The organism is Marinomonas sp. ef1 (assembly GCF_002806845.1).
GTDB lineage: Bacteria > Pseudomonadota > Gammaproteobacteria > Pseudomonadales > Marinomonadaceae > Marinomonas > Marinomonas polaris.
This window is the reverse complement of sequence record NZ_NHTT01000005.1, coordinates 1-15,096: the sequence shown is the minus strand read 5'-3', so window position 1 is coordinate 15,096 and position 15,096 is coordinate 1. Positions and strand designations below refer to the sequence as shown.

At 43.5% G+C, this 15,096-nt stretch carries 14 protein-coding genes; 5 read left to right on the top strand and 9 right to left on the bottom strand.

Going from position 1 to position 15,096, the window contains the following annotated elements; all coding sequences use genetic code 11:
* Nucleotides 1-87: 87 nt before the first annotated feature.
* The 8 genes from purH to dsbD all read right to left on the bottom strand — a co-directional run bounded on the left by purH (nucleotide 88) and on the right by dsbD (nucleotide 9,579).
* Nucleotides 88-1,665: a bifunctional phosphoribosylaminoimidazolecarboxamide formyltransferase/IMP cyclohydrolase gene (gene purH, locus CCS02_RS08065; RefSeq protein WP_072838410.1), complete on the bottom strand. Its 1,578-nt coding sequence runs from the start codon at nucleotides 1,663-1,665 to the stop codon at nucleotides 88-90.
* An 87-nt stretch (nucleotides 1,666-1,752) separates the two neighbouring features.
* The gene (gene fis, locus CCS02_RS08060; RefSeq protein ID WP_012070668.1) at nucleotides 1,753-2,031 is read right to left on the bottom strand and encodes a DNA-binding transcriptional regulator Fis; all 279 of its coding nucleotides are present in this window, start codon (nucleotides 2,029-2,031) and stop codon (nucleotides 1,753-1,755) included.
* A 118-nt stretch (nucleotides 2,032-2,149) separates the two neighbouring features.
* On the bottom strand, nucleotides 2,150-3,118 hold the full coding sequence (gene dusB, locus CCS02_RS08055; protein ID WP_100636303.1) for a tRNA dihydrouridine synthase DusB: 969 nt from the start codon (nucleotides 3,116-3,118) through the stop codon (nucleotides 2,150-2,152).
* Nucleotides 3,119-3,274: 156 nt separating this feature from the next.
* The gene (locus tag CCS02_RS08050; RefSeq protein WP_100187493.1) at nucleotides 3,275-4,633 is read right to left on the bottom strand and encodes a zinc-ribbon and DUF3426 domain-containing protein; all 1,359 of its coding nucleotides are present in this window, start codon (nucleotides 4,631-4,633) and stop codon (nucleotides 3,275-3,277) included.
* A gap of 45 nt (nucleotides 4,634-4,678) precedes the next feature.
* Nucleotides 4,679-5,569: a 50S ribosomal protein L11 methyltransferase gene (gene prmA, locus CCS02_RS08045; protein ID WP_072838159.1), complete on the bottom strand. Its 891-nt coding sequence runs from the start codon at nucleotides 5,567-5,569 to the stop codon at nucleotides 4,679-4,681.
* A 119-nt stretch (nucleotides 5,570-5,688) separates the two neighbouring features.
* Nucleotides 5,689-7,029 carry an acetyl-CoA carboxylase biotin carboxylase subunit gene (gene accC, locus CCS02_RS08040; RefSeq protein ID WP_072838158.1) on the bottom strand — a complete coding sequence of 447 codons (1,341 nt, stop codon included), beginning with the start codon at nucleotides 7,027-7,029 and terminating at the stop codon, nucleotides 5,689-5,691.
* 20 nt (nucleotides 7,030-7,049) lie between these two features.
* On the bottom strand, nucleotides 7,050-7,493 hold the full coding sequence (accB, locus tag CCS02_RS08035) for an acetyl-CoA carboxylase biotin carboxyl carrier protein (protein ID WP_100187492.1): 444 nt from the start codon (nucleotides 7,491-7,493) through the stop codon (nucleotides 7,050-7,052).
* A gap of 250 nt (nucleotides 7,494-7,743) precedes the next feature.
* Nucleotides 7,744-9,579 carry a protein-disulfide reductase DsbD gene (gene dsbD / locus CCS02_RS08030; protein ID WP_100636302.1) on the bottom strand — a complete coding sequence of 612 codons (1,836 nt, stop codon included), beginning with the start codon at nucleotides 9,577-9,579 and terminating at the stop codon, nucleotides 7,744-7,746.
* Nucleotides 9,580-9,696: 117 nt separating this feature from the next.
* On the opposite strand from dsbD, the gene CCS02_RS08025 reads away from it, so the two are divergent.
* Genes CCS02_RS08025 through CCS02_RS08010 form a run of 4 tightly spaced genes read left to right on the top strand, consistent with a single transcriptional unit; the run spans nucleotide 9,697 to nucleotide 12,644 of the window.
* Entirely contained in the window at nucleotides 9,697-10,521 is an 825-nt protein-coding gene (locus CCS02_RS08025) for a tetratricopeptide repeat protein (RefSeq protein ID WP_100187490.1), read from the top strand.
* Nucleotides 10,522-10,533: 12 nt separating this feature from the next.
* Nucleotides 10,534-11,550, top strand: coding sequence for a DUF2333 family protein (locus CCS02_RS08020; RefSeq protein WP_100636301.1), 1,017 nt, complete (start codon nucleotides 10,534-10,536; stop codon nucleotides 11,548-11,550).
* Between the two features lie 7 nt (nucleotides 11,551-11,557).
* Complete coding sequence (locus tag CCS02_RS08015) at nucleotides 11,558-12,064, top strand: GNAT family N-acetyltransferase (protein ID WP_100187489.1); 507 nt, start codon at nucleotides 11,558-11,560, stop codon at nucleotides 12,062-12,064.
* Between the two features lie 40 nt (nucleotides 12,065-12,104).
* Nucleotides 12,105-12,644 (top strand): GNAT family N-acetyltransferase, encoded by a 540-nt coding sequence (locus CCS02_RS08010; protein ID WP_100636300.1) that lies wholly within the window; start codon nucleotides 12,105-12,107, stop codon nucleotides 12,642-12,644.
* Here the strand turns inward: CCS02_RS08010 and CCS02_RS08005 are convergent.
* Nucleotides 12,637-13,533: a LysR family transcriptional regulator gene (locus CCS02_RS08005; RefSeq protein ID WP_198515347.1), complete on the bottom strand. Its 897-nt coding sequence runs from the start codon at nucleotides 13,531-13,533 to the stop codon at nucleotides 12,637-12,639. The genes CCS02_RS08010 and CCS02_RS08005 overlap by 8 nt on opposite strands.
* A gap of 124 nt (nucleotides 13,534-13,657) precedes the next feature.
* On the opposite strand from CCS02_RS08005, the gene CCS02_RS08000 reads away from it, so the two are divergent.
* Nucleotides 13,658-15,037 carry an MATE family efflux transporter gene (locus tag CCS02_RS08000; RefSeq protein WP_100636298.1) on the top strand — a complete coding sequence of 460 codons (1,380 nt, stop codon included), beginning with the start codon at nucleotides 13,658-13,660 and terminating at the stop codon, nucleotides 15,035-15,037.
* The last annotated feature ends 59 nt before the right edge of the window (nucleotides 15,038-15,096 follow it).

Here is a 15,096-nt window from a genome sequence, read left to right as displayed (position 1 = left end):
AAAAAGTTTTGATGTATTAATGGTTATTTCCATCAATACGGCTTCTTAGCGGTGTGCTCTCAATGACGCGCTTTTAATGACGCGTTCTTAATGACGGAAATGACGCATGCCAGTGAAGACCATTGCCATGCCTGCTTCGTCAGCAGCAGCGATGACTTCTTCGTCACGCATAGAACCGCCAGGTTGGATAACAGCCGTAATACCAGCTTGTGCTGCAGCATCGATACCATCACGGAATGGGAAAAATGCATCAGATGCCATAACAGAGCCAACTACTTCCAAGTTCTCATCAGCTGCTTTAATACCTGCGATTTTAGCGCTGTAAACACGGCTCATCTGGCCTGCACCTACACCAATAGTTTGTTCCGCTTTTGCATAAACAATCGCATTGGATTTAACAAATTTAGCCACTTTCCAAGCAAACAATAGGTCTTTTAGTTCTTCTTCGCTAGGTTGGCGTTTAGAGACGATTTTAAGATCGTCTAAAGTAATCACACCATCGTCACGGTCTTGAATCAATAAGCCGCCGTTAACACGCTTGTAATCTAGTGCTGCTGGCTTGTCTTTTGACCATTGTCCGCATTCAAGTACTCGAACATTCTGCTTCGCAGCAACGATATCGGCGGCTTCTTTGCTTACGCTTGGTGCAATGATAACTTCAACGAATTGACGATCAACAATCGCTTGAGCTGTTTTAGCATCTAGCTCTTGGTTAAAAGCAATGATGCCGCCAAATGCAGACGTTGGGTCTGTTTGGAAAGCAAGATCGTAGGCTTCAAATTGGGACGCTGCTGTTGCTACGCCACAAGGGTTAGCGTGTTTAACGATAACGCATGCTGGTTTATCGAAGCTTTTTACGCACTCAAGAGCCGCATCGGTGTCTGCGATGTTGTTATAAGACAGTGCCTTACCTTGGATTTGTTTAGCAGTGCTGATGGACGCTTCTTTAGGATTTGCTTCAACATAGAAAGCGGCTTTCTGGTGTGGATTCTCACCGTAGCGCATTTCTTCTTTTTTGTGGAATTGTAGGTTGAAGGTACGAGCGAAGTCTTCGCTGCCGCCTTCTACTTTTTTACCTAGGAAGTTAGCAATAGCGCCATCGTAGTGAGAAGTATGTTCGAATGCTTTAACAGCAAGGTCGAAACGCTGTTCGAAAGTCAAACCACCATCTGCTTTAATAGATGCCAAGATGTCTTCGTAGTTAGAAGGGGAAACTACGATAGCAACGTCTTTATGGTTTTTCGCTGCAGAGCGAACCATAGTTGGTCCACCGATGTCGATATTTTCGATCGCCATTGGTAAATCGCAATCAGGACGTTCGATGGTCGCTTCGAATGGGTAAAGGTTTACAACCACCATATCGATTTCTTCGATACCGTGTTCTTTCATGATGGCGCCATCGATGTCACGACGACCAAGAATGCCACCGTGCACTTTTGGGTGTAGAGTTTTTACGCGGCCATCCATCATTTCTGGAAAGCCTGTGTAGTCAGAAACTTCAGTTGCTTTAACGTTGCTGTCCAATAAAAGACGGTAAGTACCACCAGTTGAAAGAATTTCAACACCTTGAGCGGTCAGTTCGCGTGCGAATTCGACAATGCCTGTTTTGTCGGAAACACTGATTAACGCTCGTTTGATTGGAGTTACTGTATTTTGATTTGCCATCATGGTTCTCGCAATTAATTTAACACTAAATAAACAAGGGGAAGGTAAGACGAAAAAAAGGGCGAATTCGCCCTTTTTTCTTTGTGCTTATAGCATACCGTATTGCTTCAGCTTCTTGCGAAGTGTACCTCGGTTTAAACCAAGGATGGTGGATGCTTTTGTTTGGTTATCCTTTGTGTAGCTCATGACAGACTCCAGCAAAGGCGCCTCAACCTCTGCTAAGACTAACTGATATAAGTCTGTTATTGGCTGCCCATCAAGATGAGCGAAATAGTTTTGTAGGGCTTTTTCAACATTGTCACGTAGGGTTTGTGACTGCTCTGAAGAAGCGGCTTGAAACGTATGAGTATGAGTTTGTTCTACCACAGAATGACCTTCTATTTTTAAAGCTAACCATTTATTAATGCACGTTGATCGTCATTGAGAAGGGTGATCTAGGTCTTCTTTTTTGATTTTCAGTACATTAAGTGTAAGGTTCGTTTGCCTATTGGCAAACAAAGAACTCTTCCAATTTATCAAGCTGTTCTTGCGTATTATCAATACGGTTAAACAGACTGCGAAATTGTGTTTTATCCGCTAACGTCTGCAGGTACCAACCAACGTGCTTGCGAGCAATACGCACGCCTAAATAATCACCATAAAATTGGTGTAAGGCGTTCACATGGTTGATAACAAGCTGTCTCACCTCAGATAAAGAAGGAGGCGCTAACAATTCGTTTGTTTCTAAATAGTGGTTTATTTCGCGAAAAATCCACGGTCTTCCTTGGGCGGCTCGACCAATCATTATGCCATCCGCTTGGGTGTAATCTTTCACGAATTTTGCGGATTGCGCGTCTTTAATATCCCCATTAGCAAAAATAGGGATGTTTAAATGATGCTTAATCTCTGCAATCGTGTCGTATTCAACTTGTCCTTGGAATTTACATTCCCGTGTTCGTCCGTGAATCGCTAATGCTTGAATGCCAATATCCTCTGCCATTTTCGCAATCGCAAGACCGTTTTTCTGATCAAGACTCCATCCAGTACGGATTTTTAGAGTGACTGGAACAGAAACACTATTTACAACAGACTCCAGTATTTCTCGAACAAGTGCTTCGTCTTTAAGTAATGCAGAGCCTGCCGCTTTATTGCATACTTTTTTAGCGGGGCAACCCATGTTTATATCAATGATTTGTGCGCCTAGCTCAACATTTTGTTGAGCGGCTTCAGCCATCATTTGAGGGTCACCGCCAGCAATTTGAACGGATCTCGGCGAGACTTCCGCGTCGTGAATTAAACGATGGCGGCTTTTTGTCGAGTTCCACAGGCGAACATCAGAAGTGACCATTTCTGATACTACTAAGCCTGCACCTTGGTCATGGCAAAGGCGGCGAAAAGGCAAATCTGTTACGCCTGCCATAGGGGCAAGAATAACGGGCTTGTCAACGCAATATGGGCCAATAGCAAATGCCATGATGTTCCTGAATACTGGATTGAATGTTAAAGATCGTCGACAGCGTCGAGCGGGCGTGAATAATACCTATGCAATCGTTGTTTTTGAAGTCTTGACAGGCTAAAAACTGACTATTTTTTGTTCTTTTTTTAACCTTAGTACTAAAACAGTGAAAAACTAGTAAGAGCGAGTGTCTGTTGGGAAGGCTCTAAGCTGATGAGTGACCGCTCGAGCGCCTGGATCTTGTATCGGAATGACCAAGTGGATCGGGGTATTTGGTGGCATATAGGTGATATCGAGAAAGTCTTTGTGCAGATAATCGTTTGGCGAAAAGAGTCTTGCTGCCACTGGTAGACCGTTTAAGTCAAAAAACTCTAAGGCAATTTTTGGCATTGGCTGAGAGAAATCACTGGTGTTGGTGATAATGGCGTTTACTAAAAGTGTATTCGGTATGGACGGGTGGCTTTGGATGCGAACATGTTGAATGGTGATGGCGCTGATGTCTTCGAATCTTGGTAGTGCACAGCCAGAGTAAGAGCAAATCGTTTTGTAGATGGCTCTAAAATTAGAGGAGCGACTGCCTTCTTCAAAAAAATGCGTAGCCACTTGTGCAGTCAATAAGGCGATTCCTAATAACGAAGCAAAAAACCATAGCCAAGGGTGTCCTTTTTTCTTGCTTGTGAATGATTCGCTCTCGCCCATTAATGGCGCTAAGCTTTGTTGAGCGGATAGTTGCTCAAGGATGGTGTGTTGATTTTTTATGTCGGATGGGCGTGTTTGTTCCGCAGCAGTTTGCGCTAAGGAATGCAGGGCAACCATATAGTCTGGCTCAGGATTGGCTGCTACAGAGGCTTCAGTCGCGGCTGGCTTTGTTGGATTGGCTGCGGGTTTATTTGCTGTAAAGGGTTGCTGTGGTGTGGCCTTAAGTGCGGCTTCTACTTCAGCAAGCTCTAACTCCCATGGTGCTGGCTCATCTTGTCTTTTTGTTTCTGCAGCTGCTCTTTTGGCTTGTTCTTGTTTGTGAACGGACTCTTGGTAAGCATTGTTTGCTTCGAAGGCTTCGTCTTCTTCTAGTATGCTGCTGATTTTTGAACTTGTTGTATCTTCACTCTGTGGTTGCAGGTCCTCGTCATCAAATAGCGTGTGTAGCCAATCTGGATTAACAATTTCTTCTGCAGGAGCGAGCCTATTATCAATAGATGCTTTTAAGTTTGCGTGAGCTTCATTGCTTGGAGGGGTGTTGTTTTGAACTATAGTGTTTTGAGCTATGTTGTTTTGATCTGTCGGCTGGCGAGTCAAATCAGCTTGTGCTTGTTTTTTGGGCGCGACCGTTTCTATTGCTGGATCATTGTTTTCTTGTAGTGACTGTTCTCTTGTATTGGCAGGATTAGTCTTGTTGTTTGCCGCATCGTTGGCATTAAAAATATGGAAGCATTGGCCGCATCTGACTTTGCCCTTGGCCATGCTTAATACTTCATCGCTTACTCGAAATGCGGTTGAACATTTTGGGCAACGTGTTATTAGGCTATTGGCCATAGGGTGTAATCTTCCTGTCTAAAACTGTGCTGAGTAAAACGGCTATTATGCGTGCTTAGTACCTACAATACGAATCCATTCTTCCTTTTCGGTAATGGAGTCAATTGTAAACCACTCTTTATACGCCTCAATCACTTCCTGGGCCTGGTTGGCAAGGATGCCAGAAAGGGCTAATTGACCTTGATTTTTAACCAGAGCGGAAATAGTCGGCGCAAGGTGAGCAAGAGGGCCTGCAAGAATATTTGCAACTACGATATCGGCTTGTAGGTCAGATTCGTACGGAGGCAGTTTTACTTCTAAGCGGCTTGGGTCGATCTTGTTGCGTTCAGCGTTAGCTTCTGTTGCTTGCACAGCTTGTGGGTCGATATCGATACCAACCATGTTGTTTGCACCAAGTAGTAAGCCCGCAATGCCAAGAATACCTGAGCCGCAACCGTAATCTATGATGGTTTTATCTTTGCAATCAATGCTATCTAGCCATTGTAGGCACAATGCGGTAGTGGGGTGAGTGCCTGTACCAAATGCTAAGCCTGGATCTAGCATCAGTGTAACTGCGTTTGGATCTGGTACTTCACGCCAGCTAGGGCAAACCCAAAGACGTTCACCAAATTGGATTGGATGGTAGTTGTCCATCCATTCTCTTTCCCAATCTTTGTCTTCGACTATCTCTATTTTCATATCGATATCAGTTTCACCAAGGGACTCGGCTTTATGTTCAATTACTGGACGAATGTGTTCAATATCGGCGTCTGCTTCAAACAGGCCAGTCACCTTAGTGTTTTTCCATAGAGGTGTAGTGTTTAGGTCTGGTTCGTATACAGGATCGTCATGGACGTCTTCAAAGGTGACAACCATGGCGCCACAGTCAAGAAGAGTATCTTCGAAAGCTGGGACGTGATCGGGCGTGGTATTGATACGTATTTGAAGCCAAGGCATAAAGTGAAGTCCAACAGTAAAACAAACAGGAATAGAATAGCGAAGCTTAGAGCGAGAGGCGAGAGGAAAATGATTGCCCCTAGTGATTTATGTAGTCACTAGGGGCAAAACTGCAGTCTTTATAGACCGAGTTTTTTCTCCAAATAATGGATATTAACGCCACCAGCAATGAAATTAGCATCATTTACTAGGTCTTTTTGTAGCTCTATATTGGTTTTAATACCATCGATGAATGTTTCATCTAGAGCGCCAGAAAGGCGTTTTAGTGCAGCAGTACGATCTGGTGCATGACAAATAATTTTAGCAATCATAGAATCATACGTAGGTGGTACTGTGTAGCCACTGTATAAGTGAGAGTCAACACGAACACCCATACCGCCTGGAGCGTGGAAGTATTCCACTTTACCTGGGCAAGGCATGAAGGTTTTAGCGTCTTCTGCGTTGATTCGAGATTCAACAGCGTGGCCATTTAACTTGATATCTTCTTGTTTAAAAGACAATGGCAAGCCGCTAGCAATACGAAGTTGTTCTTTAACGATATCTACGCCAGTTACCATTTCTGTAACAGGATGTTCTACTTGCACACGCGTGTTCATCTCGATGAAGTAGAAGTTGCCGTCTTCGTATAGGAATTCGAAAGTACCCGCACCACGGTAGTTGATCTTGATACAAGCATCAACACACGCTTTTAAACAAGCTTGGCGAGATTCTTCGTTCAGCATCGGTGCTGGCGCTTCTTCCAGCACTTTTTGATGGCGACGTTGCAAAGAGCAATCACGGTCGTATAGGTGAACGGCATTGCCTTGACCATCAGCCAATACTTGAACTTCGACGTGACGCGGGTTTTGTAGGAATTTTTCCATATAAACCGTGCTATCACCGAAGTAAGAACCTGCTTCAGATTGTGTAATGCTGATAGATTTTAGTAGGCTGCCCTCGTTGTGAACAACGCGCATACCACGGCCACCACCGCCTGCCGCTGCTTTAACGATAACCGGAAAGCCGATTTCATTAGCAACACGGATGCATTCTTCAGGATCTGTAGGTACTGGGCCGTTTGAACCTGGAACAGTCGGAACACCAGCTGCTTTCATTGCCTTAATCGCGGAAACTTTGTCACCCATTAGGCGAATCGTTTCGGCCTTAGGACCGATGAAGGTAAAACCAGAACGCTCAACTTGCTCTGCGAAATCCGCATTTTCAGCAAGGAATCCATAGCCTGGGTGGATAGCTGAAGTGTCTGTCAATTCTGCAGCACTGATGATAGCTGGAATATTCAAATAACTCTGAGCTGATGGATTTGGCCCTATGCAGATAGATTCGTCTGCAAGGCGCACATGTAACAAGTCACGGTCAATCTTAGAGTGAACCGCAACGGTTTTGATACCGAGTTCTTTACACGCACGTAAAATACGTAGCGCGATTTCGCCTCGGTTAGCAATCAATACCTTATCGAGCATGATGAAACCTTTGCGTTGGATTAAATGATAGTAATAAGAGGCTGGTCAAATTCAACTGGCTCGCCGTCTTCAACAAGGATAGCGCCAATTGTACCAGATTTATCTGCTTCAATTTGGTTCATCATTTTCATTGCTTCAACGATACAGATAGTATCGCCAGCGTTAACTTTTTGACCTACTTCGATGAAAGGCTTAGCACCTGGTGCAGAAGACTTGTAGTAAGTACCGACCATTGGAGAATTTACAGAGTGACCGGCGAAAGCAGCTGGTGCTTCAGGTGCAGCAGTAGAAGCAACTGGTGCAGCAGCAGGTGCAGCCATCATTGGAGCGGCCATCATAGGTGCTTGAACTGGAGCACCACCACGGCTAATACGAACAGCTTCTTCGCCTTCTTTGATTTCAATCTCATAGACGTTAGATTCTTCTAAAAGTTCGATTAGCTTTTTGATTTTACGAATGTCCATAAATACTCTCTTCTGTCTGTGTTGGTGTTTCAGTGGTTATGTTATCCACTGACTATTATAAAATCTGTGTACTGCTTGTGTTATCCAACAAACAGGGCTTTTATAAAAAAACGAATTGTAAAAGCTTGTAACGCGAAATTATCGATAAAAAGCGGGATATTGTCCAGTTTTGCGTTAAAAAAACCGAAAAATGTTCTTGCTGGTTTATTTTTAGTCAAAAGTAAACTGCCGTGCTTTTTTATAAAAGTTATTAGTCGATAGCGTGATTTAAGCGATCAATTAGTAAGGATTTTGTCGGTTCGCCCATCAAAGTTAATGCTTTACGCTCTTCGCCTTTACTATCTAAAAATACCAGTGATGGCGGCCCAAATAAGTTGAACTTCTGCATTAATGCTTGGTTCTTCGCTGAATTTTCCGTGACATCAACTCGAACTAATTGAACCTTATCGAGCAGTGGTAACACGTCAGATGAAGCAAACATGTCTTCTAATATTTTGCAGCTGATACACCAATCTGCATAAAGATCTAAAATGATAGGGCGAGAGTCTTGATTTGCTATAATTCCATCAAGTTCGCCTAAGTTCGTAATTGTGGCGTCAAATATTACTTTCTCCTCTAGTGTTGTTGAGGGTGAGGATAATTTTTTCAAGGGTTGCAGTGGACTGCTGCTTCCTGTTGCGCCGCCAATAAACTCAACACTGCCGATAAGGAAAAAGGCTAAGGCAAAAAACCAGCGAATAGGGTGCGAGGTTACTTTATAAGCTCGATGAATGAAGTAGCCGCTTATTGCCAATGCAAGAATGCTCCATAGATACAAGTGGCTGTTCATTGGTAACCAACGAGTAATCATCCAGACTGCCATAGCGAGTAAACCAAAGCCCATGAGTACCTTAATATCGTGCAACCACTCTCCGCTTTTGGGTAATACTTTAGGCCCAAAAAGGCCGACTAGTAATAGTGGAACCCCCATGCCTAGCGCCATGACAAACAGCATCGTCGCGCCATACCACGCATTACCATGGCTGCTTATATATAGTAAGGCACCAGCAAGTGGTGCAGAGACGCATGGTGAGACTATTAGCGTAGATAAAACCCCAGCGATAAAAATACTCGCGGTTGATTTCCAAGTAGAACTTGTTGATTTGGTCGACACTTGAAGGCGCTGTTGCCATGAGCTTGGCAGTCTTATTTCATAGACACCGAACATTGCTAGGGCCAGTAATACAAAGATGATTGCACTGCTAATTAATAAAATAGGGTTTTGTAGCTGGGCCTGTAGATTGAGCTGGGTACCAAAAACACCGACCAATCCACCAATGGCCGCATAGGTCAATGCCATGGCTAGTACATAAATAAAGCTGTAATAAAATGCGCCTAATTTTGAATTACGAGTGCCAATGACAATCGCACTGACAATAGGCACCATAGGAAGTACGCAAGGCGTTAGTGATAAAAGTAACCCTAAGCTAAAGATAGCAATGAGAGTTACCCAAGTATTGTTATTGCTGAGCAACTGACTTACTGATTGCGCTTCGGAAGGTACAAGTATTGTGTTGGAAGGTTGAGGGTTTTCTGCTCCAGGTTGAGATGCTGTTAGATGTTTTTCTGTCGATGCCAGTTTTTCTGTTGATGATAATAGTGCGGGAACCGTAAATTGAATCGGCATTTTTTGTGGCGCGTAACATAAGCCTTTATCGGCACAGCCTTGATAAGATAGTACGGCATTAACTTTAGTGCCTGCTGTCAGTTTGATGTCGTAATAAATGGGCAGAGTTAATTGCTCGCGATAAACCGTTACTTCACCATAATAAGGATCTTGTTTGATTTCGCCGGCAGGAAAAGGCGAAAAATGCAATTTATCTGCAGCATCACCAGACAAGGCGAATTGTTCTTGATATAAATAGTAGCCATCATGAATCTTCCATGTTGCCATTAATTTTCCGTCTTTAGGAGCCGAGACGGATAGTTGGAAAGCTTGGTCTACAGTTAAAAATTCTGGTTCTGCAAGTCTTGATGTGGGGCCGAAAGTGAAGGCGTGAGAAACGCTTTGAAATATCAGTAAAAACAGTAGAACAAGTAGGCGCATAAATATCTTCAATCAAATTGAGCGTATTGTGTAAATTGTAAATCCATATTTCATCACGCTAGATAGAAGGTGTAGACTACCAATCCACCTTTAAGTTGCCAATCGCAAGGGGGCAAATTGAGTAAAAACCTAGTTTCTTTTCTAATTGTTGTAGTTTTCCTGACAGGCTGTCAGGAAAATGTGAAGTCAACAGAGAAAAGCCAGCCACTACAAGAAGTGGAAGTCACCCAAGCTGTAGTAGCTAAGGCTTCTGTTAATAAATCAGTCAATATTGAAAAGCCAACGGCGATAAAAACACAGCAACCTAAAGCTGCCAAAGTCCCAACGGCTTTTGAACGATTGACGCAGCGATTGATAGAACAGGGCGAAATAGCTTTAGCTGCAGAGCGATTTTTAACGCCAGTAGACGACAATGCTAACTTGTACTTTCAGGCTGCGCTAGGACGTGATCCTGGTAATTTCCGTGCAATTCAAGGCATTACTGCCATTGTGGATGTTTATACGCAATGGGCATGGCAAGCGGCTAGAAACGGTGATTATAAGAAGGCTGCAAAATATTTAGATTCTGCACGCTCCGTTAATCCAGAAGATCCTGCCATCATAGAAATGACGTCGCGTGTTAGTGATTTGAAAGCGAAACGAGAGCAGGCTGCTAAGATTTCAAAAACAAAGCCAGAGTCGAAAGAACCGAAAGCTCTAAAAGAGGGACAGTTTTTATTGCCCGAAACACTTTTTAGTTTGAGTGAAGAAGAGATAATCGCAAAGATTCAGCCTATTATAGATGAAGTGGCAACAGCGGATCGTCCCATCGCTATTTACTGGCCAAATGACAAAGAAGCACGTTTGATTTATCAAATCATTAATAGCCGTGTTCCCGAATTTCGTGTTCGTGCGATGACATATCATCGTGCTGATTACATGGTCGAATTACAACAAGATTAAGGTAGGTCAAGAATGTCGTGGTTAGCGAATAAGTTACAAGGTTTAAAGCCAAGTATTAATTTCTCGAGTGTGGGGAAAGTCGCCATATCTGCTGTGCTCATTGCTGCTGTATTGTTGAGCTTTTTAGGTATGTATTGGAGTAGAGAACCAGATCAATTTGATGTCGTTGCTACAGCAAAAGAAAAGGCTACCGAGCGTGGTTATTTAAACAATAGTAAAAAGCTCGTTGTTGGCTACACAACAGCAAGCACACTGCACACCATCATGGAAACATTACTGGACAAACCAGGCGGTTTTATTAGCAATGACATACTGCCGCCAGGTGTGTTTATGGACAACATGCCAGCATGGGAATTTGGTGTGTTGGTTCAGTCTCGCGATTTGGCTAGAGCGTTCCGTAAAGAGTTTAGCCGCTCTCAGTCCCAGTCCACAGAAGATGTAAACTTAAAAATAGCCGAGCCACAATTCAACTTCGACAACAAAAGCTGGGCCTTGCCATCTAGTGAAAGCGAATATCGTCGTGGTAATAAAGAGCTAATGGAGTATCTTGATCGTTTGGCTGGCCAATCAAACAACAAAGCCCAATTCTATGCTCGTGCCGATAACCTTTCGGACTGGTTATCAGACGTCAGTACTCGTCTTGGTAGCTTGTCTCAGCGTTTATCTGCAAGTGTAATAGAAGACAAACCACAGTTGGAATCAGACGAAAATACCCGTTACGTGCGTACGCCTTGGTCTAAAGTAGATGATGTTTTTTATGAAGCTCGTGGCACAAGCTGGGCACTGATCCACATGTTGCGTGCTGTAGAAGTAGATTTCATCTTCACTTTACAGGACAAAAACGCACTGGTTAGCTTGCGTCAAATTATCCGTGAACTAGAAGCAACCCAAGCCAATGTCTGGTCGCCCTTTATCTTAAACGGCAGTGGCTTCGGCGTATTGGCGAACCATTCCTTGGTTATGGCTTCTTATATCGCACGTGCAAATACCGCGATTATCGACCTACGTCGTTTGCTTGAACAAGGCTAACGCGGCAATGCCACTTAGTCACAGCAGGGAAATTCGTCTAGCGGTATTAGACGATGCCCCTGCGATATTAGACATCTTTCAGCACTGCGACCTTTTTGCCAGCACAGGCCATCGACAAGATCATATTGGTTTGATCGATGTCATGGACTGGCTAGAAAGCGTCACTGATAACCATCCCATGTTAGTCCTAGAAGAACAGGGCAATGTGATTGCTTGGTGCTCCGTTGAACCTTTTTATGGCTTACCCGCTTTTGATACTGCTTGTGAGGTCAGCTTCTATGTATTACCAAACAGGCAGGGGAAAGGCATTGGCACACAGTTATTTCAATACCTAGAAACGAACCGACCAGAACTTGGTTTCACCCATCTCGTTGCCTACATCTATGCCAGCAACCTCGAAAGCCAAGGCTTCTTCAAACGCCAAGGATTTGATCAATGGGGACTGCTGCCGAATATTGCTCAGAATGAACAGATTAAAGAAGACGTGTTTATTCTTGGAAGAGAGTTTTTCTAGTGATCAATATCAGTACGATTGATAGGAACTGAATGAAAATATGATCATTCGAAAAGCGTGTTTAGACGATCTGTCCAGTATTGCAAACCTACATGCCCAAAGTTGGCGTGACAATTACCGTGATGTCTTGTCTGAAGAGTACCTTGAAAAATTTGTATTTACTGATAGGCAAGCAGTATGGACATCTCGACTAAACAACCCTTTAACCAACCAGTTGGTGTTAGTCGCTGAGATAGATGACCATATATGCGGCTTCATTTGTGCGTTTGGCGATAATCATCCAACTTTCGGCACTATCATCGATAACCTACATGTAAAATCGGGTAATAAAGGCAAAGGTACTGGCCGTCAATTACTCGCCGCTGTGGCATCTTGGGCTACGGCTCATTATAAAAACACAGACTTATATTTAGAAGTTTTAGAGTCTAATGCCAAAGCCATTGGATTCTATGAAGCCCTTGGCGCTAAAAATATCGGCTCTTCTTATTGGCATACACCTTGTGGCAACCAAACAAAAGAATTCATCTACAGCTGGGGGCTGCCAGACACCTTGGCTGAAAAGCTTTTATTATCTAAATAGAGTGATTATCCGTTAAGTGGCGCATCTGTTCAGTGATCCAATCTGTCAATTTATTACTTGGGCTGTCGAGTCGTTTCACTATACCTATTTCAATTAATTGATTCGTTAAAAAGTCACTTTTGGCGATTTTTATTTGCTCAAAAAACCAATGTGCCTTGGCAATATGCTCAGGTACGATGGCCCAACCTTGATTCTGCGTTACCAATTCACAAATCAGATAATAACTGTCTAAATCCCAATGATCTGGGCTTAGGGCATTTTCGCGGTTTTCTCCTGAACGATTGCATAGTACGAATTGACGGTATTGCTGTAGTTGCGCAAGACTCAATATATTTTCTTTAGCAAGAGGGTGCTTTTTACCGACAATCAGGATTTTTTTAAAATATCCCAAAGACTGCAAAGTTAACTTTGGTGGCAAAGCACTGTTGCTAATCATAAAACCAATGTCAGCTTTTTGATTAGCAATGGCTATGGCGATATCGTCTTGTGACCCATTGGTAATAACTAAATGCGTGTTAGGAAATAAATCGCCAACTTGAGAAAAAATAGAGTGGATGGTTTCCAATGGCAAGGCTTCATCTAGCGCGATGCGTAATGAAATGGGTTCTTTGTTCGCTGCTGATAAAGCACGTGAGTCTAGACGTAAGCACTGATTAAGCACGGCTCGCGCTTCGGGGAGCATTTCTTTACCCAGAGGCGTTAATGCGGGGAATTTAGAGCTGCGATCAAATAACTCAAACCCTAAATCCAATTCTAAATTGGCGATGGCACTACTGATACGCGATTGTGCCTTTTGTAATTGCCTTGCTGCTGCCGAAAAAGAACCCAACTCTGCGGCGGTAACAAAAGCCAGTAACTGATCCAGTGTCCAATTCATTTCTTTGCTCATAAAATGGTTACTCTCGCGGCATAGATTATTGCTTAATCCATCCTATAAACGGATGGTAACTAACTTTCTTATATCTCAATTATATATATTATGCCTGCATTCTTACTTTCTGGATATTTAAGTTATGCAAGCCGCTACACCTGTTCAACCGTCACAATCCGTGGCAAGCACATTTTGGCGTTTTGCCATTCCTTCCATAGTCGCTATGTTAGTCAGTGGTCTATATCAGATTGTTGATGGCTTCTTCGTTGGTCACTTTGTTGGTGCACACGGACTCGCAAGCATCAACATGGCCATTCCATTGCTTGGTTTAATCATGGGTTTTGGCTTGCTTGTGGGTATGGGCGGCGGCAGTGTATTATCTAAATATCGTGGCGAGAAAAACCTCGCAGCCACTCAAGCAACACTCGTCACGGCGCTTTTTGTGATCATTTTGATTGGCTTATTGGCAACTATCGTGTTTATTGCTTTTGGTAAAAGTTTGCTCAATATTCAAGGCGCGACGGGCGTCATCCTAGAAATGAGCTGGAGTTATGTGCAGGTAATGTCGTTTGGTGCGCTTATTTCGATTGGTGCGAGTGCCATGCCGATGTTGGTCCGAAATGACGACAGCCCAAATCTTGCGACGGTATTCATCATCGTTGGCGCCTTGACCAACATTGTCTTGGACTATGTTTTCTTAGGCCATCTTGACATGGGGTTAAAAGGTGCAGCCATTGCCACCCTAATAGCTCAACTGGCGACTTGTGTATTGTGTCTACGTTATTTTACGTCGGCAAAAGCCAAAACCAAGCTGACTATTAAGCAACTTGATAAAACCATCGCCATTCGTATCGTGCAATTGGGTGCGTCAAACTTAGTGATGTTTATCTACTTCAGCTTCGTCATGGCGTTCCATAATATGCAATTTATGGCCTACGGAGAAACCACGCAATTAGCCGCTTTCGCGATTGTTGGCTACTTAGCGAGCTGTTACTACTTCTTCGCTGAAGGCTTAGTCAGCGGCTTGCAGCCACCGGTGAGTTATTACCTAGGCGCCAAGCAATACAAGCGCATTATCGAAACCGTAAAACTGGCTTTTTCTGTTACCGTTGGATCCGGCATCGCTTTGGTTATACTGTTTAACATTGTTCCTGAGCTCTTTATTAGCATCTTTACCACAGGCAACGATGCATTACTTGAAGCAAGTAAAAATGGCATTCGCCTACACTTAATGGCACTGTTTTTAGACGGCTTTTTATTTATGGCGTCCATCTACTTTGTTGCCGTCGGTAAAAGCGGGCAAGCCCTGTTTGTCTCCGTAGGTAACATGTTGATACAGTTTCCATTCCTATTCATCTTGCCGAAATACCTAGGCATTGATGGTGTTTGGTTAGCCGTTCCTCTTTCCAACATCACCTTCGCACTGATTGTACTGCCGATGCTATTGATCAACCTGAAAGGACTAATGAAAATGCATAGACAGCAGAACAATTCAGATGGGGGCGTGGCTGTTTGCCAGTGACATCCCGATGAAGAACACTTTGCTCAAAGTGTTCTTCAAATTTGGCTTCTTCGTTTCCA

Excerpts from the sequence above, each read along its gene's own strand:
- purH (WP_072838410.1), bottom strand. The coding sequence starts at position 1,665 with ATGGCAAATCAAAATACAGTAACTCCAATCAAACGAGCGTTAATCAGT.
- dusB (WP_100636303.1), bottom strand. The coding sequence starts at position 3,118 with ATGGCATTTGCTATTGGCCCATATTGCGTTGACAAGCCCGTTATTCTT.
- CCS02_RS08050 (WP_100187493.1), bottom strand. The coding sequence starts at position 4,633 with ATGGCCAATAGCCTAATAACACGTTGCCCAAAATGTTCAACCGCATTT.
- prmA (WP_072838159.1), bottom strand. The coding sequence starts at position 5,569 with ATGCCTTGGCTTCAAATACGTATCAATACCACGCCCGATCACGTCCCA.
- accC (WP_072838158.1), bottom strand. The coding sequence starts at position 7,029 with ATGCTCGATAAGGTATTGATTGCTAACCGAGGCGAAATCGCGCTACGT.
- accB (WP_100187492.1), bottom strand. The coding sequence starts at position 7,493 with ATGGACATTCGTAAAATCAAAAAGCTAATCGAACTTTTAGAAGAATCT.
- dsbD (WP_100636302.1), bottom strand. The coding sequence starts at position 9,579 with ATGCGCCTACTTGTTCTACTGTTTTTACTGATATTTCAAAGCGTTTCT.
- CCS02_RS08020 (WP_100636301.1), top strand. The coding sequence starts at position 10,534 with ATGTCGTGGTTAGCGAATAAGTTACAAGGTTTAAAGCCAAGTATTAAT.
- CCS02_RS08015 (WP_100187489.1), top strand. The coding sequence starts at position 11,558 with ATGCCACTTAGTCACAGCAGGGAAATTCGTCTAGCGGTATTAGACGAT.
- CCS02_RS08010 (WP_100636300.1), top strand. The coding sequence starts at position 12,105 with ATGATCATTCGAAAAGCGTGTTTAGACGATCTGTCCAGTATTGCAAAC.
- CCS02_RS08005 (WP_198515347.1), bottom strand. The coding sequence starts at position 13,533 with ATGAGCAAAGAAATGAATTGGACACTGGATCAGTTACTGGCTTTTGTT.
- CCS02_RS08000 (WP_100636298.1), top strand. The coding sequence starts at position 13,658 with ATGCAAGCCGCTACACCTGTTCAACCGTCACAATCCGTGGCAAGCACA.